Source organism: Bacillus sp. OV166 (assembly GCF_900177675.1).
Lineage (GTDB): Bacteria > Bacillota > Bacilli > Bacillales > Cytobacillaceae > Neobacillus.
Window position 1 is genome coordinate 3,506,591 of sequence record NZ_FXWM01000001.1, and the last position, 25,309, is coordinate 3,531,899.

At 36.2% G+C, this 25,309-nt stretch carries 29 protein-coding genes and 1 pseudogene; 15 read left to right on the plus strand and 15 right to left on the minus strand.

Annotated elements, in window-relative coordinates; genetic code table 11:
* Positions 1 to 108: 108 nt before the first annotated feature.
* Positions 109 to 1,326: an ATP-grasp domain-containing protein gene (locus CCK98_RS17025; protein ID WP_088087651.1), complete on the minus strand. Its 1,218-nt coding sequence runs from the start codon at positions 1,324 to 1,326 to the stop codon at positions 109 to 111.
* Between the two features lie 370 nt (positions 1,327 to 1,696).
* Positions 1,697 to 3,124: a sorbosone dehydrogenase family protein gene (locus tag CCK98_RS17030; RefSeq protein ID WP_088087652.1), complete on the minus strand. Its 1,428-nt coding sequence runs from the start codon at positions 3,122 to 3,124 to the stop codon at positions 1,697 to 1,699.
* A gap of 316 nt (positions 3,125 to 3,440) precedes the next feature.
* Between CCK98_RS17030 and CCK98_RS35475 the strand changes: the two genes are divergently transcribed.
* Entirely contained in the window at positions 3,441 to 3,614 is a 174-nt protein-coding gene (locus tag CCK98_RS35475; protein WP_179195843.1) for a hypothetical protein, read from the plus strand.
* 40 nt (positions 3,615 to 3,654) lie between these two features.
* The gene (locus CCK98_RS36410) at positions 3,655 to 3,789 is read left to right on the plus strand and encodes a hypothetical protein (RefSeq protein WP_256942388.1); all 135 of its coding nucleotides are present in this window, start codon (positions 3,655 to 3,657) and stop codon (positions 3,787 to 3,789) included.
* A gap of 170 nt (positions 3,790 to 3,959) precedes the next feature.
* Here the strand turns inward: CCK98_RS36410 and CCK98_RS17035 are convergent, their stop codons facing one another.
* Complete coding sequence (locus CCK98_RS17035) at positions 3,960 to 4,835, minus strand: DMT family transporter (RefSeq protein ID WP_088087653.1); 876 nt, start codon at positions 4,833 to 4,835, stop codon at positions 3,960 to 3,962.
* Positions 4,836 to 5,156: 321 nt separating this feature from the next.
* Positions 5,157 to 5,954 carry a Cof-type HAD-IIB family hydrolase gene (locus CCK98_RS17040; protein WP_088087654.1) on the minus strand — a complete coding sequence of 266 codons (798 nt, stop codon included), beginning with the start codon at positions 5,952 to 5,954 and terminating at the stop codon, positions 5,157 to 5,159.
* 337 nt (positions 5,955 to 6,291) lie between these two features.
* Between CCK98_RS17040 and CCK98_RS17045 the strand changes: the two genes are divergently transcribed.
* Together CCK98_RS17045 and CCK98_RS17050 are read left to right on the plus strand one after the other, a co-directional pair.
* The gene (locus tag CCK98_RS17045) at positions 6,292 to 6,750 is read left to right on the plus strand and encodes a carbohydrate-binding protein (protein ID WP_088087655.1); all 459 of its coding nucleotides are present in this window, start codon (positions 6,292 to 6,294) and stop codon (positions 6,748 to 6,750) included.
* 121 nt (positions 6,751 to 6,871) lie between these two features.
* Positions 6,872 to 7,198 (plus strand): hypothetical protein, encoded by a 327-nt coding sequence (locus tag CCK98_RS17050; RefSeq protein WP_088087656.1) that lies wholly within the window; start codon positions 6,872 to 6,874, stop codon positions 7,196 to 7,198.
* Between the two features lie 94 nt (positions 7,199 to 7,292).
* Here the strand turns inward: CCK98_RS17050 and CCK98_RS17055 are convergent, their stop codons facing one another.
* The gene (locus CCK98_RS17055; protein WP_088087657.1) at positions 7,293 to 7,790 is read right to left on the minus strand and encodes an SRPBCC domain-containing protein; all 498 of its coding nucleotides are present in this window, start codon (positions 7,788 to 7,790) and stop codon (positions 7,293 to 7,295) included.
* Between the two features lie 35 nt (positions 7,791 to 7,825).
* Positions 7,826 to 8,029 carry a helix-turn-helix transcriptional regulator gene (locus CCK98_RS17060; protein WP_088087658.1) on the minus strand — a complete coding sequence of 68 codons (204 nt, stop codon included), beginning with the start codon at positions 8,027 to 8,029 and terminating at the stop codon, positions 7,826 to 7,828.
* Positions 8,030 to 8,236: 207 nt separating this feature from the next.
* Here CCK98_RS17060 and CCK98_RS17065 point away from each other — a divergent pair, with 207 nt between their 5' ends.
* Complete coding sequence (locus CCK98_RS17065; protein WP_088087659.1) at positions 8,237 to 8,728, plus strand: DinB family protein; 492 nt, start codon at positions 8,237 to 8,239, stop codon at positions 8,726 to 8,728.
* Between the two features lie 420 nt (positions 8,729 to 9,148).
* Here CCK98_RS17065 and CCK98_RS17070 read toward each other — a convergent pair whose 3' ends face one another.
* The 3 genes from CCK98_RS17070 to CCK98_RS17080 all read right to left on the minus strand — a co-directional run bounded on the left by CCK98_RS17070 (position 9,149) and on the right by CCK98_RS17080 (position 12,267).
* A complete protein-coding gene (locus CCK98_RS17070) occupies positions 9,149 to 10,510 on the minus strand; it encodes an IS1182 family transposase (RefSeq protein WP_088085959.1) in 1,362 nt (453 codons plus the stop codon).
* A gap of 346 nt (positions 10,511 to 10,856) precedes the next feature.
* Positions 10,857 to 11,192 (minus strand): YciI family protein, encoded by a 336-nt coding sequence (locus CCK98_RS17075; RefSeq protein ID WP_088090442.1) that lies wholly within the window; start codon positions 11,190 to 11,192, stop codon positions 10,857 to 10,859.
* Between the two features lie 139 nt (positions 11,193 to 11,331).
* Entirely contained in the window at positions 11,332 to 12,267 is a 936-nt protein-coding gene (locus tag CCK98_RS17080) for a helix-turn-helix transcriptional regulator (RefSeq protein ID WP_088087660.1), read from the minus strand.
* 157 nt (positions 12,268 to 12,424) lie between these two features.
* Between CCK98_RS17080 and modA the strand changes: the two genes are divergently transcribed.
* Both modA and modB read left to right on the plus strand, forming a co-directional pair.
* On the plus strand, positions 12,425 to 13,234 hold the full coding sequence (gene modA / locus CCK98_RS17085) for a molybdate ABC transporter substrate-binding protein (RefSeq protein WP_088087661.1): 810 nt from the start codon (positions 12,425 to 12,427) through the stop codon (positions 13,232 to 13,234).
* Between the two features lie 6 nt (positions 13,235 to 13,240).
* Positions 13,241 to 13,897, plus strand: a complete 657-nt coding sequence (gene modB / locus CCK98_RS17090) for a molybdate ABC transporter permease subunit (protein WP_088087662.1) — start codon at positions 13,241 to 13,243, stop codon at positions 13,895 to 13,897.
* 697 nt (positions 13,898 to 14,594) lie between these two features.
* Here modB and CCK98_RS17095 read toward each other — a convergent pair.
* Both CCK98_RS17095 and CCK98_RS17100 read right to left on the minus strand, forming a co-directional pair.
* Positions 14,595 to 15,059 carry a low molecular weight protein-tyrosine-phosphatase gene (locus tag CCK98_RS17095; protein WP_088087663.1) on the minus strand — a complete coding sequence of 155 codons (465 nt, stop codon included), beginning with the start codon at positions 15,057 to 15,059 and terminating at the stop codon, positions 14,595 to 14,597.
* A gap of 134 nt (positions 15,060 to 15,193) precedes the next feature.
* Positions 15,194 to 15,280, minus strand: a complete 87-nt coding sequence (locus CCK98_RS17100; RefSeq protein ID WP_179196021.1) for a YjcZ family sporulation protein — start codon at positions 15,278 to 15,280, stop codon at positions 15,194 to 15,196.
* A 643-nt stretch (positions 15,281 to 15,923) separates the two neighbouring features.
* Between CCK98_RS17100 and CCK98_RS17105 the strand changes: the two genes are divergently transcribed.
* Both CCK98_RS17105 and CCK98_RS17110 read left to right on the plus strand, forming a co-directional pair.
* Positions 15,924 to 16,472 carry a hypothetical protein gene (locus CCK98_RS17105; protein ID WP_088087665.1) on the plus strand — a complete coding sequence of 183 codons (549 nt, stop codon included), beginning with the start codon at positions 15,924 to 15,926 and terminating at the stop codon, positions 16,470 to 16,472.
* Positions 16,473 to 16,641: 169 nt separating this feature from the next.
* Complete coding sequence (locus CCK98_RS17110) at positions 16,642 to 17,082, plus strand: cell wall hydrolase (RefSeq protein WP_088085474.1); 441 nt, start codon at positions 16,642 to 16,644, stop codon at positions 17,080 to 17,082.
* 189 nt (positions 17,083 to 17,271) lie between these two features.
* Here the strand turns inward: CCK98_RS17110 and CCK98_RS17115 are convergent, their stop codons facing one another.
* Positions 17,272 to 17,613: a hypothetical protein gene (locus tag CCK98_RS17115; RefSeq protein WP_088087666.1), complete on the minus strand. Its 342-nt coding sequence runs from the start codon at positions 17,611 to 17,613 to the stop codon at positions 17,272 to 17,274.
* A 405-nt stretch (positions 17,614 to 18,018) separates the two neighbouring features.
* On the opposite strand from CCK98_RS17115, the gene CCK98_RS17120 reads away from it, so the two are divergent.
* Both CCK98_RS17120 and CCK98_RS17125 read left to right on the plus strand, forming a co-directional pair.
* Positions 18,019 to 18,933 (plus strand): VOC family protein, encoded by a 915-nt coding sequence (locus CCK98_RS17120; protein ID WP_088087667.1) that lies wholly within the window; start codon positions 18,019 to 18,021, stop codon positions 18,931 to 18,933.
* A gap of 311 nt (positions 18,934 to 19,244) precedes the next feature.
* A complete protein-coding gene (locus tag CCK98_RS17125) occupies positions 19,245 to 19,799 on the plus strand; it encodes a dihydrofolate reductase family protein (RefSeq protein ID WP_088090443.1) in 555 nt (184 codons plus the stop codon).
* 99 nt (positions 19,800 to 19,898) lie between these two features.
* Here CCK98_RS17125 and CCK98_RS17130 read toward each other — a convergent pair whose 3' ends face one another.
* Positions 19,899 to 20,816, minus strand: a complete 918-nt coding sequence (locus tag CCK98_RS17130) for an AraC family transcriptional regulator (RefSeq protein ID WP_088087668.1) — start codon at positions 20,814 to 20,816, stop codon at positions 19,899 to 19,901.
* Positions 20,817 to 21,040: 224 nt separating this feature from the next.
* Between CCK98_RS17130 and CCK98_RS36415 the strand changes: the two genes are divergently transcribed.
* The 4 genes and pseudogenes from CCK98_RS36415 (at position 21,041) to CCK98_RS17145 (ending at position 23,101) form a co-directional block, all read left to right on the plus strand.
* On the plus strand, positions 21,041 to 21,451 hold the full coding sequence (locus tag CCK98_RS36415; RefSeq protein WP_256942389.1) for an MFS transporter: 411 nt from the start codon (positions 21,041 to 21,043) through the stop codon (positions 21,449 to 21,451).
* Positions 21,452 to 21,467: 16 nt separating this feature from the next.
* Complete coding sequence (locus CCK98_RS17135) at positions 21,468 to 22,262, plus strand: MFS transporter (RefSeq protein WP_256942390.1); 795 nt, start codon at positions 21,468 to 21,470, stop codon at positions 22,260 to 22,262.
* Positions 22,263 to 22,307: 45 nt separating this feature from the next.
* Positions 22,308 to 22,634, plus strand: a pseudogene (locus tag CCK98_RS17140) (TetR-like C-terminal domain-containing protein); the annotation flags it as partial.
* Positions 22,635 to 22,762: 128 nt separating this feature from the next.
* Positions 22,763 to 23,101 (plus strand): YolD-like family protein, encoded by a 339-nt coding sequence (locus tag CCK98_RS17145; protein ID WP_088087669.1) that lies wholly within the window; start codon positions 22,763 to 22,765, stop codon positions 23,099 to 23,101.
* Positions 23,102 to 23,583: 482 nt separating this feature from the next.
* Here CCK98_RS17145 and CCK98_RS17150 read toward each other — a convergent pair whose 3' ends face one another.
* Together CCK98_RS17150 and CCK98_RS17155 are read right to left on the minus strand one after the other, a co-directional pair.
* Positions 23,584 to 24,102: a hypothetical protein gene (locus CCK98_RS17150; protein WP_088087670.1), complete on the minus strand. Its 519-nt coding sequence runs from the start codon at positions 24,100 to 24,102 to the stop codon at positions 23,584 to 23,586.
* Between the two features lie 190 nt (positions 24,103 to 24,292).
* Positions 24,293 to 24,925, minus strand: coding sequence for a LysE family translocator (locus CCK98_RS17155; protein ID WP_088087671.1), 633 nt, complete (start codon positions 24,923 to 24,925; stop codon positions 24,293 to 24,295).
* Positions 24,926 to 25,309 lie beyond the last annotated feature (384 nt).

Here is a 25,309-nt window from a genome sequence, read left to right on the forward strand (position 1 = left end):
TTTTTCTGATAAAAAGACTAGAATATTTGTTCAATCATTAATAACTCATCTAATTTCTTAAAACCTCTGTTTTTATAGATCATACTCATTATTTGTCACTCGGAATTTTTAAATTGGGTCAAGGGAGAATTGTATTTCGCTAGCTGCTCTCATAGCAATTCTTTTTGCTTCGAATTTACCCTTTGAGGATGCCAAAATGTATCCGCAACGATCTCCCATTGATAAAGGCGGACGTACGATCTGTCCTTGTCGGGGTTTTATATACACCTCTTCTACACCGGGATATTTAGAGACGCGTTCTTTTCCCGTTACCTTTATTAATTTTCCTTTAGAATAAACTGTTAAATAATGTGCATATACATACTTACTGTGCTTTTTAGTAAGGCAAGGCTCATTTCCTAACATTAATTGAATGGTTTCCTCTACTAAATTAATTCCATATCCGACTTCAATGATTCGATTCATCGCTCCACCTGAGATTCTTGGGTTAATTTCAATTAATTTCCAAACTCCATTTACTAAACGCATTTCAAGGTGACAGGCACCATTTTTCATTTGAAAAGTCTTTAAGATGGAACTTACTGTCTCAAGGATACTATTGTACATCCTTTGATTGACATCTGTTAGTAAACAATATCCGGTTACAATAAATCGTTTTAAAAAAGTAATCTGTTGTTCGATTACCGCGACAATATGAACTTTTCCATTGTGTACTAAAACTTCAATTAAATATTGGGGTCCTAATAGATACTCTTCCAGTAAAATCTGTTCATTTTTTTTTAGTAATTCTTGTAGTGCCAGTCTCAACTGATTCTCGTTATTTGCCAAATGGACATCTTTTGAGCCGGCAGATGTGGGAGACTTTACAATTAGGGGTAAATAGTTTTTAGCTTGACCAATAAAATTCTCTAAGGAAAAATCATCTGGATTATAAAGGGCATAATAAGGAGAATTTGGGTGTCCTTTGAGAAGCTCACGAGTTAAAACTTTATTTTCCATTTTTAATATTGAATCCGTAGAGACTACACCTGAACAAAATTCTTCTGATAAGGCGGCTGCTACATGAACGTAAGAATGTACAAAACTAAAAATGCCTTTTATTGGTTTACCTTGTCTTTGAAGTTTGCTGAGGGTTTTTTTTATTTCATCATAATTGGATAATTCTACTAAAATCATTTGATGGACTTCGGGAAATTCTGTTCTTTGTTGAATATATTTTTGCCTATTAGTTAATAACACCGTAAAATATCCGAGTCTCTCTGCAGCTTTTATTGCTTCTCTACTGGATCCGGATTTGTTCGTTTCAATAAATACAATGGTTTGCATAAGCTTTGTCATCCTATCTTTGGAGGTTTTTTATTGAAGGATTTAGCTTTACCAGTTTTATAAACTGATAAGTACAATTTATTATATTGTCATAAGACAACAGTGGTATGGACAATCGTCATTATTCTTAAGACAATTAAATGAGAATTTGTACAGAGTTCATAAAAGGAGTGTTATTGTACTACCGGTGCAGTTTTATGGAAGAAGGGGTTTGTGTAATATTTGTGGAAGTTTAAAAAGTTACAAACGACTGGGTTTACGTGTCAAAAAAATAGGACTGCTGTTTCAGCAGTCCCATTGTTCTTTTACGCTTCAAGTAAATGACAGGTTAGTTCAATAACAATATCAGTTGTACCATATACATCTGCATTTAAAATGTAGTAGGTGGTACAATTTCAAAAACAGTCCCCTGGTTAAAATCAGTCACTTTCATAGAGCTATAAACCCCTAAATATAGTCTTGTTTGATCCAGATTCGTTCCCAAATTAACATAATAAGCTGATTGAGACCCAAAATTATAATCGGTTTCAATCACACTAAAATCATTTAGTTTACCATCTGTTCTAACCCTGGTATAAGCTAAAACCCCTCTAACCGGAGGTCGAGATTCTTCAACACGGGCAAGGTCGGTAAACACAACACTTCCCGTTAAAGCGGGGATTCCATGCCCCATAAAGGCTTGCACCCCTGTAAGTGCCGTTCCTCCAAACCTATCGGGGCGGGGATCTTTATGAAAATAACTAGTTAGAGGCTGAAGACGTCTCACAGAAGTGATTACAGCTTCATTGTAATAAGCAATTGTTTTCTCATCCAAAGTCGGATTTGCAGAACAGCTCCTTATAATTGACGTAGGAAAAGCACCTTCCCACCCTCGCCAGCCAAAGTTAATAAATCCTTCTTCGTCAGGTTCGGTGTTTCTTAAAGAAGCTTGAACAAGCTGAGTAACCGGTATTGGTTTATAATGAACAAATGAAAAAATCGACTCTACCAAATCCTGTCCGACATTTCCCACATATTTGATATACTGTTTATTAAACTTTTGAAATGAAATGCCTGGTATATTGCGAACCCCTTTGGCAATTACCGTGAGCGTTTCCTGAATAGTTGCAGGAAGTTCATTAAAACGTGTGACTACAGGTGGATTGTTGATAAATGTATTCTTACCTACATCAATTTCAATGATTTTACCGGCTATTTCCAAATTATCCTGGCTTAAATTAAATGGATCATAGCCTGATCCACCATCTCCGGTTGTTAAAACAAGTTTTCCTGTTTCAGGTGAAAAGTTTAAACTATTGACACCATTATGATTTAAAAATGGTCTTCTTAAGTTAAGTAATGTCCGTCGTTTATGAGGTTGACCATTCGATTGTAAGATCCATTCTTCAACTGTATCAATATGATCATATTGAGTTTCTCTATTTATCCACCTTAGGTTTAAAGTGCTGGGATCACACGGGTTAGGATTAAAAGGTTCAGGAAGGGCACCTGGACCTTGTGTTCCGGCTACTGAATAATGAAGATAAAACAGACCGTTATAATAAAATTCGGGATGAAACGCTAGCCCTAGCAATCCCCGTTCATCATATCCACCACCAGAAACACCTAGTTTTATGACAAGCGGGCGAATATCTAAAAAAGGCCTTAAACTTGAGTTTCCTATGTAAAAGATCTCTCCTACCTGGGTTGCAATAAATAATCTTTCAATTGAGTCACCCGGAAGTATAGTTGATTTCAAAACAGTGGGTAAATTTATCTTACTTACAATGGGTCGTAAACTAACCTTAATTTTGATCAACTAACGTTACCTCCTTTTTAATTGTTTTCTTTTTTAAGAATATGATTAGCACTGTTCTATTAGTACCAAATTAGGGCAGGGGAGTCTGACAACTATCCTGATACTTTAATAGTAGAAGAGAGCGTTTATCGACGATCTATTTTATGAGTAAACATAATCGTAGGAATGATTATTCTATATTCGAGATTGTGAAGAAGAAATGTTCTTCTACTAACTGGGGCAGGTTAGTGCAAGAAGGAAAAAGGAGTTGATTTGTATATTTTTCAAAATAAATCAGAGAATAAAAAGATGAAAGAAAACAATGGAGGAATTGACAATGAAGGAAAGTAATCGAAATCAGAATGATCCTGAAAATAAAATGAAAAAATTTAATAACATAAATCAGTCAGCTTTAAACTACGTGCAGCCAGCTATTGAAAATGCGGCAGTGTCGTCTCGAGATGCAACTCAAAACTTAGTTAACAATACAATCAATAACCAAGAAACGTAATGATTTAAGTCAAGTGATACTAGTTTTGAAAGGGGAAATTATGGAAGAGAATAAAAAGGTACCGCAGAAATTAAGTTATGAATCAGATGGAAAAATGGGTAAAAACAACAATAAGGGAAAGGCTAACAAAAAAGATCAGTCTGAATTTTTTAATACTACACAAAGCAGTGAATGAAAAAATAAAAGAGGTAAACCCTAAGCGGATAGAATAATAGAAAAAGGCACCCTTTATCAAAAGTGGCTTATAACCCCATTCTTCAGAAATGGGGTTATAAGCCATAATATTAATAATAAGTGCTGTTATTCAAGCAAAACCCCTTCAATATAGTTGAAGGGGTTTAATTACTATTTTTTCTCGATGATAACGAATAAAACACCTGTGAGAATTAGGATAGAGCCAATCCAAAACGTTACACCTATGTTCTCTTTTAGAATAAGCCATCCAAGTAATGTTCCAACCACGGGTTGAAAGAAGAAAAATATCCCCCCACTTGAGGCATTAAGCATTTGTAATCCACGATTCCATAGTAGAAATCCACCGGCTGTTGAGATAATGCCCAAATACAAGAGTCCTCCCCAAATAGTCGGGTGAGTCAATTGAGAGATATTAATTGCGTGTAACCGTGGCAAAACAAATGGGGTCAACACGATTAGGGCTACCAAGATGGAATACGTCGTTACTACAATTTGTGAATAATTACTCGGCACACGCTTTACAAGTACAGACATGAGTGCCCATGTCAAAGCAGCAATAAGCAGTGAAATACCACCAAGTTTACTGGACAAATCCATATGACCGACGCCAACAATAAGAATAACCCCAATTGTCGCTAAACAAACGGAGAGTCCTTTTTTTAACGTCAACCGTTCTTTAAGGAGTAAGCGAGCAAAAATAACCATAAATGCTGGTGTTGAAGAAGTTATAATGGCTCCCATTTGTGCTGTGGATAGCATTGTACCAGTTTCCTGTGTAACAATTGAAATGGCATTACCAATTATTCCAATGGCTATAATTATTAAGAAATGACGTTTCTCAATTCGCCATTTTTGTCGTGTTATTAAGCCGATAAAGAGAAGTGCGACAATAGCCACTAAATATCGCATCCACACAAGTTCCAGTGGAGGTATGACGGATACTACAATTTTTACAACAACGTACATACCACCCCAAATACTGGAAGCTAAAACTAAATATATAGAACCTAATATGGTGTTTTTCATTTTTTATACCCTCCGTCTTTATTTAGGTCGAAAATGCCCCTAACGGAGAGAGGTAGTCACCTTCACTCCATTAAGAGACGAAGAGTACTACTGGTACATCATTTTCAAATAATGGAGTCCAATACATTTTGATTCACCTCTAGTCCAATCTAGCTACATTTATCTATGATTTATTATAACAGAATATTAAGTTTTTTACCGTATAAAATCCGCGAAATGTCAGCGAGAACCATATACAAACGAGATAAAAAATGACAGGTATGAATCTAACGAAATAGATTACACCTGTCATTTTTTTACAAAAAGTTATTTTAAATAGCCCTAAATCACATATGATTCATATGATTTATGAAGATAACGTTCTATAAACTCAGCTAATCCATCATTTTCGTGGTGTCCTGTAACAAAATCAGCTGCTGTTTTAACATCCTCGCTAGCGTTACCCATTGCCACACCAGTACCGACATGACGAAGCATCTCTATATCATTGGGTCCGTCCCCAATGGCTACGACTTCAGTTGGACTAATTCGATATGCGCGAAGTAAGCTTTTTATAGCAGACCATTTGGAAACATTAGGAGCAACGATTTCAAAACCGTCATTCCAATTGATGACTTCTGCTTCCTTTTTAAACAAAGCGGATAATTCAGAACTTGGTGCACCTGTTCGAACACTATATTTAAGAACATCTTGATAATTTGCCAGTCTCAAATCTCCAATATATCGTGGCGGAATTTGCCCAACTTTTGTCCAATAATCGATTTCTTCATTTGTTTCCTTACAATAAAGCCCATTTGCTGTATGGATCATAACATTACAAGGATTTTCAGCGGTCAGTTGGTGGAATCGTTCTTCATTCAGTCTGACGGTTTTCATTTGCAATGCTCTTCCTGTCTCTGCATCGTGGATTGTTGCACCATTCAAACAGATCATTGGAGTTCGTAATCCAATTTCTTTATGGTAGGGAGCGGTAACTTCATAGTGTCGACCAGTAGCTAGAAAAACCTTGACTCCCTGATTAATGAGTGTATAAATGGCTTCCATATTTCGGCGGGATATGTTGTTTGAGGCGTTTAGTAGTGTACCATCCATATCAATAAATATTGCACGCACATTCATTTTTACTGCCTCCTCATTCGTTGATAATGCAAGCATATCATCTGAATATTAAGGCCTTGTAAACTTAGTGTACAGTTTAAATAAAGTTTATTGGGAAGCAAGGGAAGGTTCTATGCAAGCTAAAAATATTATTCCAATATTAGAAATCATCCACTTGAAAATATATAGATATCTATGTAATGGGAAATTTTCACAAAGCGGAAAATTGGGTAAGCAATTATGAAAAGGAGAGAGGTAAGATGATTCGATTTGAACAAGTATCAAGCATCAATTTTCAAGGCAGGCATGCGCAGAAGAAATTCAAATTAAAAGCGATGGAGGTATCCAGCAAGTAGAAATGACAAGCTGCAGACTGAATAGTGATCCATTGATTGGAAAAGGGGAATACCCTGCATATATCGCTTGCAACCTTATGAGCAGATCAGGTGCCGTTCGTTATGAGTTTGGTTATGTAGTTGATGAATCCCATCCGTACTTTACTCAGGAGAGTGGGGACAGGGAGGATAATCCTAATCAAAATATTGCAAACATGACGGCTGGAGCTAAAGCAGGATTTAAGTATTTCGATATTAAAGAGGTTTCTAAGATTTCTGTTAAAGTAAGAGGAACAGGAAAAGGAGAACTTCAAGTAAGCACAACAACTAGCGGTGAAAAGGTTACGCGGATTCCTATTTCTCCTGAGGAAGACTGGCTAAGGTATAGGGCTCCTATGAAGATAAATGATGGAGTGAATGCATTGTATTTTACCTACCAAGGTGATGGTGCCATTGATTTGTATTCCTTTACTATAGAATAATGAATAGGTGCTAGAGTTGAACAATGGTTAGCGGCTGTGTAGACTTAGGTACCATGCCATGGGTGAATACATATAATAAAACTACATTTAATTTATTAAATTAATACGAGGAGAAAATTTTATGCTTACCGAAGCTGAAGCGTTTAGAAAAGACGGCTTTATAACTGTAATACTCCTTGGTCAATTGCCCACACCATGTGATGAAGTAGAAGAACTCGGACATTATCCAGCAAACGGAATTGGTTCTGCTCGAATTTTTCTTAGAGAAGGCAGAAAACCTGGACTGGAAAATATGTACTGTATACAGGGATTGGGGAAAATATGGAGTATAAATAGCGTGATTCTTGACCAATATTCTCAGACTGTAGAGATTTTTATAAATGACCATCTTGTTTGGAAAATTCGGGTCATAGAATTATCAGGAACCGGATTTTATAACATACATTGATTTATCAAAAAGCAGCGTAAAACCTCTAGCTTTAGCTATGGGGATACTCATAAATAACAAAAAACACCAGTCAGTGTTTTTTGTTGCGGCTATTTTAAACGGTTAATATCTTTGTTACGTATACATCTAATTGTTCAAAGGTGCCGGTATATCCTGCCTGAGCCATCTCTTTTGAATCCTCGAAGGTTTTGATCTCTTCCTCAGTCGGGGATACGGGAACCACAATCATTGTAAGGGTTGTTTTTCCTTCGTCCTCGATGAACGTAATTGTATTCAGGGTTTCCATAGGCCAATTTGCGTTAAAGGGTGCACGTACAGTGTTACCTTCTTCATCAGAAAAGAAACTGGTGTAAACGATTTTCTTTGGTGCAATAATTTCACTGTATACAAATTTAACCCACATTACGTTGCCGTCAGCAGGTTTCTGGCTGTAATGAAAGACACCGCCCCGACGGAAATCTGATTTAGAAACCTCAAACGTCCATCCTTTTGGCCCCCACCAGTTCTTGAGGTGTTCTGATTCAGTGAATGCCTTAAACACAAGTTCACGTGGAGCATTGAAAGTATGAGTGATTTTGATTTGAGTTGACATTGTGATTCCTCCAATAAGTTTAGTTTTCATTCTCTTTATTTTCTCTCTTTCGCAGATCCTGCATCAAACTCCACCATACCCGCTTCATGCAGTACACGGAGATGTTTAGATGCTAGAGGCTGGCGAATATGAAGATGGACTGCTATTTCCCGTACTGTTAGTGGGCCCTTACGAAGTAATTTAACAATCTGAAACCTACTGGGCTCGGCAAGAGTTCTTAAGATTGTTGTATAATCCATCTCTTATTTTCCAAGCTCCTTTTATCAATATTCTTTCTGAATATACCTAAAAAGGAATATCCCTGTAAAGGTATAATTAAAATAAATCTTCATCACAAATTATTAAGACTTTACTAAGGCTAACGGACTTTTGTGCAATATCATATGAAGGTTTATTTTTACATATCTAGAATATGTATTATTATTCCGAGAAAGTGGGTGTATAGAATGTTCCATCAAAATGAATATGAATGGGTCCGACAGACTAGAGGAACGCTGTTAGACTTTTGTAGGGAACTAGAACCAAATGATTTTACCCGCCAAAATGGATACGGTTGGCAAAGTGTGCGAGACTCATTGGTACACATAGCAGATTGTTATATTGCTTGGCTCGGTTCATTTGTGTTATTAGAAACAAAGAAGCCACTTACTCCAAAGGAAGACCTGCTAAATTTCAAATTGGACGAAATAATGGTACGCTTTGAACTGGTGGATTCTTTTGTAAATGAGGTATTTAAATTACACGGAAATCAATTAAATGAGCCAATTCAGAAGAAGATCCCTTGGAGAGAAGCACCAGAAACAATAACCATTACGCCAGGTAAATTGCTAATGCATACCATTACTCACGAATTTCATCACAAGGGACAAATTGTAGCTATGATACGTCAGATGGGGTATGTCCCCCCATGTACAGACGTATTAGGAACTGAAGATTAATTAATATTTGAGACATAATGGATTCGATTTCTTCCCCATATTTCTACGAACGGGAGCAAGGATTCATGAGTTATCTTCCATCCTGGTGTCTTTTTTCTTGTAAAAATAACTGAGTGCAAAAGTTGAAGATTGTAACTGAATTGTAGCTGTCATAAGGCAGCCTTTCTATTGTGCAAACGGAGCAGATTAGTGGAATAAGAGAAATGAAAATATCTTTCTCGTTAATGCCACATTTGACACAAACTGTGTAATTAAAAATGTGTACCACTTATGTGATAGCACCAATGGATAGCAAATGGCTCAGTCCAATACTGAGCCATTCAGATTGTAGACAAAAGGCATTCGAATGAGCCCATTCGGATGCCTTTTTATTGGATTTTTGCTCATAAGAGCAAAATTTAGACCTACCTTTGACTATTATTACGCCAATTCTGGACCTTTCCACGTCCAGCTGGCCATCTTTTTCAAGTTCATGGCAGCAAAAGTAAGCATCGCTTGCATGGACAATTTTTTTAAGCCTCTTAAGGTTGTCCAACGCATACCATGCTTTTCCTTAGCATCCGCAAAGACCCGTTCAATCGTTTCTTTACGTCTTGCGTAAATGCTTTTATTTTCTTGTGTGTGACGAAGATGATCGGCTTCTTCTATGTAATGTTCCCAAACATGTCGCTCAATCAATTTTTTATGTTCTTTACTCTGCGTGCATTCTGAAAGTAAAGGACAATTTTGGCACTCAAACGGATTAGAGAAGTATTGACGCTTTCCATTCTTCGTCGTCGTTGCATATTTCAGTATTTGTCCTTGCGGACAGATATAACAATCGTAGTATTCATCATAAATATACTCATGTTTTTTCATATAACCGTCCTTCGTACGAGGTCGTGTATATGGTAATGCAGGAGTCATATCATTTTCAATTACGAATTGAGCAATAGCAGGTGTTTTGTATCCAGCATCAGCAGCAACAGCTTCAGGTTTCCCGTGTTTTTCAATGACCTTCTCAAGTAGTGGCTCGAAAATGACGCTATCATGGATATTCCCCGGGGTTACAATTGCACCCAAAACAAACCCATTTCGATCCGAAGCCGCATGAAATGAATATGCGAACTGTTTCGTTCGCTCATCCTTTACGTAATAACCACTTTCTGGGTCAGTGGTACTTTCTTTAATTTCCTTTAATTCTTCTTTTTCAAATTTATCTGGAGGAAATGGCTTTTTTCCGTGATCATCCCGGTCTTTATTAATCTCTTCTTGTAGACGTGTTTCATAAACCTTCGATTCCTTTCGAACTACTTTCTTTTCAAATTTACGCTTATTTGCACTAGCTTTAACATGTGTAGAATCAATAAATACGTGCTCGCTACTAATCAATTTCTTTTCTGAGGCTTCCTTTAAAATACGATAGAATATCTGTTCAAATAAATCAGTATCCTTAAAGCGTCGCTCGTAGTTTTTACCAAACGTTGAAAAGTGAGGTACCTTATCATAAAAACCAAAGCCGAGAAACCAACGATATGCCATATTCGTTTCGATTTCTGCAATGGTTTGACGCATAGAGCGAATACCGAAGGTATATTGAATGAAAGCCATCTTTATCAATACCACAGGGTCAATACTCGGACGTCCCCGTTCAGATGAGTACATATCTTGAACAAGTGAATAGATAAATGAAAAATCAATAGCAGCTTCTATCTTACGAACCAAGTGGTTCGCGGGTACAACTTGTTCTAAAGCTATCATTTCTATTTGATCACGATTCATCTGTGTATTTTTAGTTAGCATTTCATCCACCTCATCTATATGTCTGTATCTTAATTATACAAAGGACTGATTTAAAGGTCATTATTGATTTTAAAACTTGTTGATTGGAGCGGAAGGCGCGAAGACTCCTGCGGGAGTACGGAGCAGGGGAGACCCCGCAGGCGCTTAAGCGCCGAGGAGGCTCCCCGCTACGCCCGCGGAAAGCGAAGCGCCTGGAGCGCAAATCAACAAACAATTTAACAAAGACATAAAAAAGACTGCCGGCAAACCCAAGTTTTTCGGATTTGTCGACAGTCTGAATGGCTCAGTCCAATACTGAGCCATTTACTTTTGTCTTTTCAAGTTTTATTTAACACCGCCTACAGCGTCAAGCGTGTTGTTTCGGTAGCATTGCTTTCATCGGATAAAATTCAGTTTTCATTATACCAGCAATTACGGCTGGGTCTTCTTCTATAAGTTTTGGAACTTGAGCTTCATTTTCAACTTCAATTATGGCAAGTCCGTGGGGAGCTGAAGGATTTAAAACAGGACCGAAGACCAGAGCAATCCCCTGGTTTTGCTTGTCCGTCCAATAGGTAATATGTTTTAGCATAATGTCCCGTTCTTCTCCAGTCATATCCTGATGAAAAGTTGTTCTAGGCGGAGTTGACTTTAGCATAAAGTGCATTTTAGCTGTAGCTTTACTTGCGGTATTGTCCGACATTCCTAATTTACCTCCATCACTTAAAATTTCTTTAGTTACGACATTCAACATCAATTATTCTATAAATCCTTTTCGAAAACAATGAACCACCTTTTATGTAGATTAAAAGAAGACTACTGAAATCTCAGCAGCCTTCTTTTTAATATGTTTCATAAATAATTTTTCCTGTCTGGGATGTATCATAATCTCCTAAAGAGTTAACTTCAGACTGAAACTGATTTGATGATAAAATTCCCTTTACAGTGTTTATTAGTCGTTCCGTTTTCGGGGTTTTAAGAATAACCAGGTCATACTGTTCTGTTATTAATGGAACAAAATCAATGCCCACTATTTTTGCAGCTTTCTCAATTCCGACCCCTACATCTACTAATCCAGCAGAGACAGCTGAAGCCACGCTTAAATGGTTGTTCTCTTCGTGCTCATAACCCTGAATGTTCCTAGAAGGAATCTCGTTAATTCTGAGTTGTTCATCAAGAAGGATTCGTGCTCCTGATCCTTTCTCTCGATTAATGACTTTCACATCTTTTCGCTTTAAATCAGTCCAAGAGGTGAGGTTTAAAGGGTTCCCCTTTTTAACGTAAAAACCTGCTTTTCTTGAAAGGAGGTTTATTAAAATAAAAGGGTATCCCACTAAAATTTTTTTTATATATGGTAGATTATACTCGCCTGTATCTCCGTCAAACAGATGTAAGCTAACGATGTCACCCTCTCCATTGTACATAGAGATTAAGCTGTTTAAACTTCCTGTAAAAGATCTTAATGGTTTATAGGCTGAATTTTTCTCGATGTGTTTACCTAGAATATCTAAAACTAGGTCTTGTCCACTAATAATAATGTTTTGGGAATCCTTTGTTTCGTTCCTGTGAGGATCGGTAACAGAGGGTGGGAATGTAGTATTCTGATTCGTTTTATGATTTTTTATATAATTGTCCAAGTCTTTTGAATCAATTCTCATCTGTCTACCTACACGGAATACAGGTAGTTCCCCTTTTTTAACCAGGTCATAAAGGGTTAATTTCGATACCTTTAAAAGCTGCGACACCTCTTCAATCGTATAGGAAAGCTCCTTTGACATTTACATCCCTCCATCCTTTATTTTAACTTACTATCTGTTAAAAAGTATATTCCAGATAAAAAAATGAACAAATGTGATTTTTCTTCTATTCATTTTAATTCTAACTAATTATAATAAGATATAACTAATTATAATTAGTTAGAAAGGGAGAGGGATTATGAAAAAACGAAATCTTATAATTTACTCGATGATGCTATTATTACTGGTCGTGTCTGGGTGTTCAGCCAATGAACAAACGAAAAAGCCAGAAGAGCAGAATCAAAAAGCTTCTGAAAAGAAGGTGGAGTTGACGATTTCAGCTGCTGCTAGTTTACAAGATGCCTTAAATGAGATTAAAGCAACCTTTGAGAAGGAACATTCTAATGTTAAAGTAAACTATAACTTTGGATCTTCAGGGGCACTTCAACAACAAATTTCTCAGGGAGCACCTGTCGATCTTTTCTTCTCTGCCGCTGAGGACAAATTCGATAAACTAGTGCAAGACGGACTAATCGTCAAGTCAAAACGAATTGATTTAGTTGGAAATGAACTAGTATTAGTGATACCAAACGATTCAAAAAAGAAGATTAAATCATTCGAGGACCTTACCAAAACAGATAAAATTTCCATTGGTACCCCAGAGGCTGTACCAGCAGGACAATATGCGAAGGAAACATTAGAAAAATTAAATGTTTGGAAAGCGATTGAAGGGAAAGTGGTATATGCCAAAGATGTTCGACAGGTGCTTACATATGTAGAAACGAACAATGTGGAAGCAGGAATTGTTTATAAAACAGATGCTTTGATTTCTCAAAAGGTGAAAATTGTAGCAACCGCAGAGGAAAATACTCACGCTCCTATTATTTATCCTCTAGGTGTGATTAAGAACAGCAGCCATCCTAAAGAAGCCCAACTATTCTACGATTATCTTCAAAATGAAACATCGATGAAAACTTTAGAGAAGAATGGGTTTAAAGGAATAAATTAATATACAATGACAATTGACTTTTGGTCACCAGTCAGACTATCCATCGAGATAGCAACTGTCTCTGGAGTATGGGTATTAATTTTAGGATTATTTTTTGGGAAGGTGATGGCTAATACGAAATTTAAAGGGAAGACCGTAGTTGAAACTGTTTTCCTTTTACCATTGGTATTGCCACCTTCTGTCATAGGTTTCTTGTTAATTGTTTTATTTGGAAGGAATAGTCCCATAGGACAAATGTTAGAAGAATTGTTTAAACAAACTGTTATGTTTACGTGGTGGGCTGCTGTTATTGCCTCTTCTGTTGTAGCTTTCCCTCTTATGTATCAATCTGTTAAGACAGGGTTTGAAGCCATTGATGAGGAAATTGAGAATGCAGCTCGTGTGGACGGGGCAAATGAGTTCAAATTATTTATGTTTATTTCGATTCCGCTTGCACTTAAAGCCATCATTTCAGGTGCAATATTGAGTTTTGCGAGAGCATTAGGTGAATTTGGAGCCACTTTAATGTTCGCAGGAAACATCCCAGGAAAAACCCAAACCATTCCAACAGCTATATATGTAGCCATTGATTCAGGCAATATGGAATTGGCTTGGTTATGGGTGTCGAGTATGATAGGTATTTCATTTTTAATGTTAATATGCGTACATCTAATGAAATCGTGATGGCATATGAATAAATAATCTTTTTTTAATACAAATGGAGGCATTCCTATCATTAGGGATGTCTTTTTTTATTGATGAAGGGTGCGATGCCCTTTACAAGGCATCGCCTTTTTTGGGTTGATTAGCGAGGCAGATTGTGTGCACGATTAAACTTAACTCTTGATAAAATAGCTAAACATATTGGAGTATTCGATGCAGTAACAGAAGAGATAAATGAAGAATTAAAAAGTCTTATTGTAAAAGTTAAAAGAATTAAAGCAATTAAAAGATATAGAATGGTTACTGGATTGGTTTAAAGGAATCTAAAGAATACATTGATTCCTTAATTAATAATGATACAAATAAGTAAAAAGTTTAGATTTAATAAAATTTCCTTTTGAGGTAACGGCATTGTCACTCTTTTTAATTTGTAGTGATAATTGTGAAGGAATGTACTTAAAGTAATGGGGGATTGAATTCAAAAAGGTATAGACAAGGTATAATTATTAAAAATATTGAATAAATATTCATTTTATGTTAATATAATAATAGTTTAGATTCTTCTGAATTTAGACCTCCTAATATGGACTTAGCATAGACCACTAAGTTCAACTTTGACCTTTGATTTTATAGATCAAAGGTATTTTTTGTTTGGATATTGTTATAAATTTGTCACAGAAACTGTTTTGATCGTCGGATTAAGTTGGATGCCTTGTTGTTATAAGTTTTGTTCGCTGCGTATTTTCTTGAGTAATGCCCGGCAGCCGACTGAAATAAGACGATAGGTTTCATCAAAATCACCTGTGAAAAATGGGTCGGGGACATTCTTCTTGTATTTGGTCAGGTCAAGCATCCTAATGATCTTTGGATGATTAGGCTTGCCGGTTATTCTGTAAATATTTTTTATGTTGCTTTCGTCCATACCGATAATATAGTCGAACTTCCAAAAGTCTTCTTTCTTTAGGTGGCGTCCAACAAGCCCATCAGAAGAGATATTGTATTTCTTTAGAATATCGAGAGTTCCTTCGTGCGGAGGGAAGCCGATTTGCCATGAACTGGTTGCAGCGGAATCAACAGCGATTTTGTTAGGCAAATTTTCTTTTTTGACTGAGGCGCGAAACAAAGCTTCAGCCATCGGTGAACGGCAAATATTCCCCAAGCATACAAATAAAACGTTGATCATGTACTTTGCCCCTTTAAATTTATCTTATTTTTTTTGCATTTTAATAGTCTTATTTGAAATGAATTATGTATTTACAAAATAGTGGATTGGACAGGTGTGTTGTTTTTCACACCTCCATCAATTATTGGTGTCTTTTAATACAAAGCTGCTCCAATGATGATTAAAAGGATAAACAATACGACGATTAGAGCAAAACCAGCTCCGTATCCACCATTTGCCACGTACAGAGCCTCCTACCATTCGTAATTACAAAGTATGTACAAAACAGAAATATGGAACGGCACCATTGTATAAATTGTTTCTAATAAATAATTAAAGATGCTATGCGAGTTGGCGACCCTGATTCTTTTCAAATAGCAATGCATGGATTACCTTAATCCTTACTGTTTTAATTGTGAGCCCAATCAAGGTTAAAAAACTTTAATTTAGTATTCAATGTGAAAAAGCTAGTGACCTAAAAGCGAATAGCCTTTTTGTCTTATTCATATTAATCTATTTTTTTTCTATTAATTTATAATTAAGAATTCATTAATATAGAAAATGCATTCATTTATCGTGCTACATTGTATTTAAATAAAATTGAAGGTTATTTTAACTTTAAGTAGTTTGTTTTCGGAAAAAATGGAGGCATTTATATGTCATATTTAATAAGTTTATTTGAACAACGTAGTGATGAAACCCCATGTAAGGTTCTTACAGTATTAATTTAAAGGATGTGAAGTATTTTATATAATCTATCGGTTACTTAAGTTGAAGATGAGGTTTTGGTGAAAAGGACCAAGTTAAGATCTAAAAGTTGTTTTTTAATTTAAAAATGCAGAGATGTAATGTATACATTACTGTTATTTATAGGAGGACAGATCAATGAATACACGAGAAATCAAGGTCCAAAAACAAGGCTGGATTCCTAAAAAGGAACGTATATGGGTAATCGTGGCGATTATTATCGCTGCTTCGATAATGCTTTGGGAACTTAAGGGACTATTACAGCTTTCATTAACCACTCTGCACAGCAGGCAGTTCGAACATACATTTAAAGGGTTTGGCTCCAATGCAAGAATTGCCTTATTTTTTGTACTTGCTTATTATGCGCTTCTTCGTGTTATTAGGCTTCGTAAATTGAAAGGTCAAGGCAAGGTGAAAAAATGGTTGTCCACTTTGCTGCGCTTTTCCCGAAGATGGCATACTCCAACAGCGATTATCGCCATTGCTTTTATTATCGTGCATACGGTAGCTGTCTTTATGCACGGCTTCAAATTTGATTTTAATAATATAAGTGGATTGCTTTCCTTGCTAGTCCTGCTTCCAGTTCCTATATCGGGACTATTTCGATATCAGAGGATTGACCGGAAGTGGCATTTGCGGTCTGGTGTTGCTTTTGCAATTCTATTTTTAATTCATTCTTTTTTATAACCAACATGTTATAAGCCGTGGGGCAGTATACTTGAATTAAGGGATAAAAAGAATGCAATAGTTTTCATTTTACTAAAAAACTGTAAGCTTTAAAAACTAAGCATTCTTATTATATAAACAATGACATGAATGTAGGCTTTTTTTCATACTATATTTTGGGGGTGGAAAAATGCCAAGAGTAAATTACCGAAGTTCGGACGTCGACTTAATGGCAAGGATGATGAGAGCAGAAGCTGAAGGTGAAGGACAACAGGGAATGTTATATGTTGGAAATGTAATTGTAAATCGTCTTGTAGCAAATTGTTTAGACTTTAAAGATATTAGGTTAATTCGCCAGGTTATTTTTCAAGTACAAGGAGGAAATTATTCCTTTGAAGCAGTTCAAAAAGGGAATGTATTTTATCAAAGATCAAGAACATCTGAAAGAAGATTAGCAAAACAGAATTTGGATTATTGGAGAGACCACCCAGCGAAATTTGCTCTTTGGTATTTTAATCCACATGCTCCATGCCCTCCAACATGGTACGGACAACCTAAATCTGGTCAATTTAAAGAACATTGTTTTTATGAACCAAAACCCGGTACATGTGACAGTGTTTATAGTGGTTAAGCTTACTCTTTGAGTAAGCTTTTTTACATATTTAGAATATTTACACAAAATAAAACTTTTAGTAATAGTTTTTATCCAAGAATGCAAGATTGTGAAATATTGTACTTAAGCTAACGGGTGCGTAAGTTCAATAAGAAATATTAAAAAAACTGCCTGTATCAATCGGAATTTAATTGTCCTTATATATATTTAACTATAGGGTCCTTCTTTTTTTAATTTATATTCTATCCCGTTTTCTATATAGATTGTGTTTTGTAATCCGGTTTGGTTTACCAGATATTCAAATACATTTTTTGCTGTGCTTCTGATCATCGCGCTCAGACCTAGGTTGTCAAACACGCGTGCATAGCAGCGGATTATCAACGTATTATTTTCTTTAAACAGATGATAATATACAGTTTCTTTCTGTATTTTCGAAAAACAGTGGATAAATAGATATTCATCTGTTGGTTCTATTCCTTTTATCAAAAGTTCTTTTTGAACTAGTCGTTTTATATCTGCAATTTGTTTCTCTGATAAATTTATTCTCATACGAGCTTCACCATCTTATTTTTGATTGGTATTCTATCCATTTTCATTATACGAAAGTGGGAGTTCGCCTGTCACAAAGCGCAATCGATGTGAATGAAAAAAACAAACACAAAATTGGACAGAAAGTACTTTAATTAAATCTGTTGGTTACACAATGATTGGTGAAAAAGGTCGTTTAGGTATTATTTATGATGATAGTGAGATTGTAAGATTTTATCAGTGGAAAACTAAATGTTGTTGCAACACACGAAAATGAAGGAGAACAAATAATATTGTTAGATAGCAAAGATGTTGGTGGACCCAATAATGGAGCAAAATGGTAAAATAAATTGGAATGATAACTAATTTCTTTATACTGGAATTTTGGTCACATTCTTGTCGAATAAAAATTAAGGAGGAATAACTATGTCAAAAACAAATCAAAAAATCGTTCCGCATTTATGGTATGACAAGGAGGCAAAAGAAGCAGCCGAGTTTTACGCTTCCATATTCCCGGACTCAAAAATTACTAATGTAACAACAATTCACGACACACCATCAGGCGACTCCGATATAGTCTCTTTTGAGCTTTGGGGGCAGAAGTTCATGGCAATCAGCGCAGGACCGTTGTTCAAGTTCAATCCGTCGGTGTCTTTCATAGTTAATTTTGACCCATCGCGAGAAAAAGACGCGAGAGAAAAAATAAATGAGGTTTGGAACAAATTGTCCGAAGGGGGCACAGCGTTAATGCCACTTGATAAGTATCCGTTCAGTGAGAAGTATGGCTGGATTCAGGATAAGTTTGGTTTGTCTTGGCAGTTAATCCTTACCAATCCAGAAGGTGAAGAGCGGCCTGCATTAGTGCCGTCACTTTTGTTTGTCGGCGATAAATGCGGCAAAGCGGAAGAGGCTATTAATTTTTATTTATCAGTCTTTAAGAACGCAAAGCAGGGACTTATCGCCCGCTACCCTAAAGGCATGGAACCTGACAAAGAAGGAACAATCATGTTCTCTGAATTCATGCTTGAAAATCAGTGGTTTACCGCAATGGATAGCGCGCACGAGCACAAATTCAGTTTTAACGAGGCAATCTCATTTATGGTGTACTGCGACACACAAGAAGAGATTGATTGCTACTGGGAAAGGCTCTCTGCAGTTCCTGAAGCCGAGCAATGCGGCTGGCTGAAAGATAAGAATGGCTTATCCTGGCAGATTGTGCCAAGTGTGATGGACGAGATGATGAGCAAGGGCACACCGGAGCAACTTGCGCGCCTAACGGAAGCATTTCTAAAAATGAAGAAATTTGATCTTGTGAAATTGCAGAAAGCATACAAGGGATAATGAGAATACAGCCTACGGAAGATCAGAGTTAGTCGATCAAATGATGAGAGTTATGAGAAATGTTTATACAAAACTAAATTTTCCCTTGATGAATGATAATTTACATAAAAATGTTATTGAATTAACGGGTTTAAGTTGTTGAAAATCCGGCTACATAGCCGGATTTTGTGTTCTTCGACTAACGTAGCAGTTTAGTTCAACAAGAAAAAACAAAATTTATATCTAACTTAAGATAAAAAAGGTTATTGACAAAAAAAATTATAAGTATGAAGAAATATCAAGTTTATGTTCCTAGGGGGTTCAGTTAATTGATGAAAAAACAGCGTAACATTATTTTATACATTGGTACTTCAATTGATGGCTATATTGCAAATGATGATGGTACATTAGAATGGTTAGAATCAACAGAAGTAGAAGGAGATTCTGGCTACAATTCACTCCTAGAAAGAATTGACACTGTTGTTATGGGAAAAGGAACTTATGATGTCATTCGTGGATTTGATATGAATTATCCTTATAGTGATTATAAATATTATGTATTTTCTAAATCTGTTAGTGGATCAGATGAATATGCTTCATTTATTGATGAAGATGTCAAAACTTTCATTAATAATATAAAACAAAAGCCTGGTAAAGATATATGGTTAATTGGTGGAGGAAACTTAGCTCGTGAATTTTTCAAAGAAAATTTAATTGATGAATTCCAACTTGCCATTGCACCTATAATTTTAGGGAAAGGAATCTCTCTTTATATCGGAGATGATATTACTCTAAATTACACATTAACCAAAGTAGAAAAATTAGGTCAACTTGCTATGCTTCATTATATAAAAAATAATTTTCATCATCTTTCCCTTTTTAAGTAGGGGGAGATTATTACCTTTTCAACTACAGTTTTGTTTGCATCCCACTTGAAAATTGTCCTTTCCTCCACACAAAAGAACCCCCACTATTAGGCAGGGGATTCACACGTTTATCGTTTCGTCATAGTTCTCCCTCAAGCGCTTTATATCTTCTTTGGGTGGAAAACCAAACATGCGGGAATATTCACGGCTAAATTGCGATGGACTTTCATAACCAACCCGGAATGCGACATCAGCGGCATCTGTTGACTCGGACAATAACAATTGCCGCGCTTTTTGTAATCTCAGTTGTTTTTGGAATTGAATTGGGCTCATCGCGGTTATCTCTTTAAAGTGCCGATGAAGTGAAGAAACACTCATATTTGCTATCTCCGCAAGTTCCTCAATCCGAAAAGAGCGGTCATAGTTATTCATGATCTGTTCGATAACGTCTCTGATAAGAAAGGTAGAGCTTCCTTCTATTGCAATTTGTTCCAGCGACCCTCCATGTTGACCTTGCAAAACCCTATAGAGAATTTCCTTCGTATATAGAGGAGCAAGTGCCGGAATATCGTTCGGATTTTCTAGCAAACGAGCTAACCTGATTACCGCATCTAACATCGATGACTCAATTGGGCTCACAAACATACCACGCTTAGCATTTCCTTTTTTTTCGCCTTGAATTTTAAAATCACGTATAACTTCTAAGATTTGACTTGGTGTGAATACAAGATTGAGTGCCAAATACGGAACGTCGGGAGAGGCTTCCGTCACTTGCCCGGAAACAGGCAGATCAACCGATGCAACAAGATAATCACTAGGACCGTACCTAAAGCGTTCGTGTGCCAGAAATATCTCCTTCGCACCTTGAACGATAATGCATATGGAAGGCTTGTAAATTCTGTGATTTAATTCGGTAACATTGGAGCGGCGAAGAAAAAATAAAGACGGAATCGCAGTTACGTGAGCACCATCCTGTCCTGAATATTTCTCTATAATTTTGGCGAGCTCAACCTGGTTTTTATAGATTGAATCAGTCATAGAATCCTCCTTGTTTCTATATTCTTGCTAGTTCTATTCTAATGCATATTCTCCGATTGCGGAACTGGCTGTGATAGTATTAGGCAATCATTTGGTAGGAATGGGAAATGGGTTTCTTATTCATTTATTGCATAATAAGGAGGTCAAAGTTTTATTGAAAATTTTTTATGTCCGGAATTAAATAAAACAACTATTGTGTGAGAACTAAGGAGGAGGACTAAAAGTTGTATACACGCGTAAAAAAACTGTTTGCAATAAAAGGATATAGTTTATTCGACATTTGTGTGCTGCTGGTTGGTATCGGAATTTCCATTACACAGCCATATTTATCCTTGTATGCTACAGAAGATTTGGGAATGAGTGTGGGAGCCTTTGGCGTTTTCATGGCAGTGAGTTCATTAAGCGGAGTGGTGGTCAATTCGCTAATTGCTAAACGATCGGATGGCGGGCTGGATCGAAAATGGTTGATTATAATAGCCATGATTTCATCTGCCTTGGGTTATGCTTCGTATTTAGTTTTTCATAACTTCATTATTCTGTTGATTGTGATTACTCTTTTTAATGGATTAGGGGCTCCTGCCATGCCGCAAATCTACGCCTCCGCACAGGAATCCGCAAAATGCAAGCCAAAATGATGATAAGACATTTGCGATGTCTACATTACGTTCCCTTGTATCTCTCGGATTCCTAATAGGACCATTAGTCGGTACATTTATTTTGGGGGCACTTGGATACAAGGGACTTTTTCTAGGGACATCCGCCATCTATCTAACGATGTCATCTCTTGTCTTCCTGTTTCTGCAAAAACGAAAATCTGTTCAACGCAATGACAGGAAGATCAAAAGTATAGGCACCTTTTCACTTAAAAGCAGGCAAATCATGCTTCCGTTTATCTCCTTTATCTTTCTTTTTGCAGTCAATGCTATTAATGGAATTAACACGCCGTTGTTTATTGTAAATGAACTCCGTGGTACGCATACGGATGTCGCTTTAGTCGTGAGTATTTCTGCTGGTTTGGAAATTCCCATTATGCTTTTATTAGGTGCCCTGGGCAGAAACATATCGAACCATTCCTTAATTATGTTCGGCTGTTTTGTAGCTCTTATCTATTATACTTTCTTAAGTATATCGACCCAAACCTGGCAACTTATTGCAGCACAGCTTCTACAGGCAACGTATGTAGCGATTGTCATGGGCAATGGACTAAGCTATTTCACTAACTTATTACCTGGTTCACCGGGGATGTCCACAACGATTTATTACAACGGGTCCATCCTTGGAAGGCTAGTGGGAAATATGGGTGGCGGTATGATTGCTCAGTTTATAGGATTTCGTCATGTTTATTGGGCGTGTCTCGCAATTGTGATTTTCTCGTTGTTTATCTTATGGAGAACCAAACCTCATGAGGAAGTCGAAATAACAACAGGACACACTGGGTCTGCGTAAGTAATTATATTTTTTAATTTTAAAAGGAAGTTAATAGTTGTCATTGATAAAATTGTTGCTTTAATACATGCAAAAGATTTATCAGAAAAACAACAGCTAACCCAATTGCTTGATTATTTATATATCCATCGTAATTATTTACTTATTTTATTTAATATGAATCAGTTCGAGGAAAAATTGTTTTTATTATTAAACCAATTAGTAGGAACAAGAAGGAAGAATAGTAAGGAGGATTTACCTGCTGATTATGTTGCGATTGATATTAAAACAGCCTCATTGGTAGGCATCATCATGTGGTGGAAAAAGAAGGGGCTTCATTTTAGTTCAGATTATATCGCAGATCAAATTTATTTAATGTACAGAGTGCAATGATTCTAAGATCATTCATTAATAAACAAGTATCAACTAATGATTTTAAATTTAGGACCTAAATTGGTCCTATTTATTTTTGTGTATCCACAGAACATTTGTACGTATATAATGATTACGAGGTGCGTTATATGGCGATACGAGACCGCGGTAAAAAGAAATGGCAGTTTGCGTTTGGAATGCCGGAGTTAATTAAGGCACAGCGAGATCTATGGACCGACCAGGAGCGAATTATAAAGCCAATGATTGATGAATACGAGAAGGAAGAGTTTGACCGACGTATCTGCTATGCGATGGAGTACAACCTGTCGATAAAGATAACGATATGGTCTAACGGCTTTACATCAGATATAACCGGCCGCATTCATAACGTTGATCCCATATCGTACCAACTTCGGATTGAACTACTGGGAGGCGAGTTTCGGCGGATTAATTTCGAGGATGTTATAGGAGTGTCAGTCGTTGATTAAATGTGGCTCAAATTATCAAACTATATTGAAACCTTTTTCTGGAAAAATTCGTATAAAAATAAAGCAGATATGAAAAGGGGATGTCTTTCTCAGAACTGGCTGTGATAAAAGGGCAGTCTTTTTGTTAATATGCTAATGGGACAGAATAGTTGTTGAACAAGAAAAACTACCTCGATATTATCAGATTTGAGCAAAAGGATGAAACAAAGGGGGGCAGAAGATGAAAAAAGCAATAAAATGGATTATATTAATCATTGGAGCTTTATTTGGAGCAGTAGCATGGAATTCCAATGAAAAAGATAAAAGCGCCTAAATTGGCGCTATGTCAATCCAGCTTTTATCAGGAACGGGAATCTTTGGACCTTTATCAACAACAAGGAAAAACAAATCACAACCACTTGGAGAGTCGATTGAGATTTATGAAGGTGGTTTATGAATCTCGCCTACAAAAATGTAATTGTTTAATTTATTCTTAACTGTCGTCATTTGGGTGGAAACATCGAATTTACGACCTTAATTAAATCACTTTTAGATGGTTTATAATTGGTCCTGTTACCAACCAACTTTACGTTGTACTGGATATTATCGATTAGCAAGATTAATTCATATCCCTCCGGTAATTCCCCGATAAAACCTTTGTAGCCTTTTTGAAGTTTTGTTGGTTTATACATGTTCCCTTTTGGCAAAATGAGTTCGCCTGCCGTTGGCTCTGCTTGTATTTTCACTACACAGGGCGTTTTCACATTCTTATAATATAAAGTAATTTTCTCGCCAGAAATTTTCCCGCTCACATGCGTAATCTTAAAGGGAAAATAACCAGGTCCATATATTTGTTTATTAAATTTTTCTTTGTATTCTTTCGTCAGGATGAGTTCGTTCATAAACGGATTGGCTTCATCTGATATGACTTTAATTTCAGAGATCCTGTCAGCTTTTATGAATTGCGGCGCAACAAAAGAAAATACAACAAGTAAAGATAAGATTAATACCTTTAATTTCACATCTATCATCTCCTATCTTTAGTGTCCCCCAATTCTGTTTTGAGTATGTTTTATCTGTTCTTAACAAGATATTTTATATCATTTTCCCGATTGGTACCATGGAAAATCTGATCTGCTTTTTTTATTCCGGCAAAAAATAAGACCCTTTGATTGAGGGAAATCAAGGGTCTTACATATAAATAAAAATGAGCTAATTATGAGTCTTTTCAAGAGCTAGTTTTATACCAAAACCTATCAGTATAGTACCTGTGATTCCTTCAATAATATCTTGTGTTTTAGGTTTTTTCATAAATGAACTAATCTGATTAATTAAATAGACATAAAGTAAAAACCATACGGCAGTCAATAGAGTATAAGTCATACCCATTATAAGAAACGGTATAAAGGTATTACTTCCAGAGTCCACGAATTGAGGCAAAAAGGTTAAGAAAAAGACAGCAACTTTGGGATTTAGGATATTTGTAATGAACCCTTGTTTAAAACAAGATGTGTTTACAAACTGGCTTTTTGTGTTCATCTCAACGCTTGCTGTTTCTTCCTTTTTCTTCAAAGACCATAATGTCTTAACACCCAGATAAATTAAGTAAACAGCGCCAACGTATTTGAAGACAGAAAATAATAATGCTGATTTCACAATGATGGCTGAAAGACCTAATACAGCAGCAGAAGTATGGATAAGAAGGGCACAACAAGTACCTAAAGCTGTTTTAAGACCCCCGATTCTCCCAACGGTGACAGTATTTTTTGTAGCAATTGCCGTATCGGGACCGGGTAAAATAATTAGAAAAATACACATAATGACAAACAGATAAAAATTTTCCATTCTAATATCACCTTTCTGATTATGATGAGTACTGATCATGTGATTCTTACATTATATTATATATAAATCGTGTTATTAATTGAACATAAACCTTATTTGATAGATTTCCTTGTTGAACTAATGGGTGCTTGAGTTGAAGAATCAGCCCTAATAAGTTGAATTAACCCCGTTTAGTACAGTAACCTTTGTCCCCGTTTTGTAGTTTGTATAATTGCTTACAGATGATTAGACCCTTCCTTTTTCAACTCTCACCATTTTCTGAAGCAGAATTATTTCTATAATCTAAGACTTTTGTTGTATTCAAATATCTTGTTTGAAAAGTTATTATATGAGGATGTAATAATTTCAATAGCCGGGGATCGTGGGTCTTATTTTTCCACGTTA

Bases quoted from the DNA above. Each gene is read 5' to 3' on its own strand.
- modA (WP_088087661.1), top strand. From the start codon at position 12,425: ATGAAAAAACGAAATCTTATAATTTACTCGATGATGCTATTATTACTG.
- CCK98_RS17095 (WP_088087663.1), bottom strand. From the start codon at position 15,059: ATGATCAACGTTTTATTTGTATGCTTGGGGAATATTTGCCGTTCACCG.
- CCK98_RS17130 (WP_088087668.1), bottom strand. From the start codon at position 20,816: ATGACTGATTCAATCTATAAAAACCAGGTTGAGCTCGCCAAAATTATA.
- modB (WP_088087662.1), top strand. From the start codon at position 13,241: ATGACAATTGACTTTTGGTCACCAGTCAGACTATCCATCGAGATAGCA.
- CCK98_RS17045 (WP_088087655.1), top strand. From the start codon at position 6,292: ATGACAAGCTGCAGACTGAATAGTGATCCATTGATTGGAAAAGGGGAA.
- CCK98_RS17125 (WP_088090443.1), top strand. From the start codon at position 19,245: ATGAAAAAACAGCGTAACATTATTTTATACATTGGTACTTCAATTGAT.
- CCK98_RS17135 (WP_256942390.1), top strand. From the start codon at position 21,468: ATGTCTACATTACGTTCCCTTGTATCTCTCGGATTCCTAATAGGACCA.
- CCK98_RS17050 (WP_088087656.1), top strand. From the start codon at position 6,872: ATGCTTACCGAAGCTGAAGCGTTTAGAAAAGACGGCTTTATAACTGTA.
- CCK98_RS17040 (WP_088087654.1), bottom strand. From the start codon at position 5,954: ATGAATGTGCGTGCAATATTTATTGATATGGATGGTACACTACTAAAC.
- CCK98_RS17110 (WP_088085474.1), top strand. From the start codon at position 16,642: ATGCCAAGAGTAAATTACCGAAGTTCGGACGTCGACTTAATGGCAAGG.
- CCK98_RS35475 (WP_179195843.1), top strand. From the start codon at position 3,441: ATGAAGGAAAGTAATCGAAATCAGAATGATCCTGAAAATAAAATGAAA.
- CCK98_RS17035 (WP_088087653.1), bottom strand. From the start codon at position 4,835: ATGAAAAACACCATATTAGGTTCTATATATTTAGTTTTAGCTTCCAGT.
- CCK98_RS17060 (WP_088087658.1), bottom strand. From the start codon at position 8,029: ATGGATTATACAACAATCTTAAGAACTCTTGCCGAGCCCAGTAGGTTT.
- CCK98_RS17065 (WP_088087659.1), top strand. From the start codon at position 8,237: ATGTTCCATCAAAATGAATATGAATGGGTCCGACAGACTAGAGGAACG.
- CCK98_RS36410 (WP_256942388.1), top strand. From the start codon at position 3,655: ATGGAAGAGAATAAAAAGGTACCGCAGAAATTAAGTTATGAATCAGAT.
- CCK98_RS17120 (WP_088087667.1), top strand. From the start codon at position 18,019: ATGTCAAAAACAAATCAAAAAATCGTTCCGCATTTATGGTATGACAAG.
- CCK98_RS17155 (WP_088087671.1), bottom strand. From the start codon at position 24,925: ATGGAAAATTTTTATCTGTTTGTCATTATGTGTATTTTTCTAATTATT.
- CCK98_RS17115 (WP_088087666.1), bottom strand. From the start codon at position 17,613: ATGAGAATAAATTTATCAGAGAAACAAATTGCAGATATAAAACGACTA.
- CCK98_RS17145 (WP_088087669.1), top strand. From the start codon at position 22,763: ATGGCGATACGAGACCGCGGTAAAAAGAAATGGCAGTTTGCGTTTGGA.
- CCK98_RS17070 (WP_088085959.1), bottom strand. From the start codon at position 10,510: ATGCTAACTAAAAATACACAGATGAATCGTGATCAAATAGAAATGATA.
- CCK98_RS17055 (WP_088087657.1), bottom strand. From the start codon at position 7,790: ATGTCAACTCAAATCAAAATCACTCATACTTTCAATGCTCCACGTGAA.
- CCK98_RS17075 (WP_088090442.1), bottom strand. From the start codon at position 11,192: ATGTCGGACAATACCGCAAGTAAAGCTACAGCTAAAATGCACTTTATG.
- CCK98_RS17025 (WP_088087651.1), bottom strand. From the start codon at position 1,326: ATGCAAACCATTGTATTTATTGAAACGAACAAATCCGGATCCAGTAGA.
- CCK98_RS17105 (WP_088087665.1), top strand. From the start codon at position 15,924: ATGAATACACGAGAAATCAAGGTCCAAAAACAAGGCTGGATTCCTAAA.
- CCK98_RS17080 (WP_088087660.1), bottom strand. From the start codon at position 12,267: ATGTCAAAGGAGCTTTCCTATACGATTGAAGAGGTGTCGCAGCTTTTA.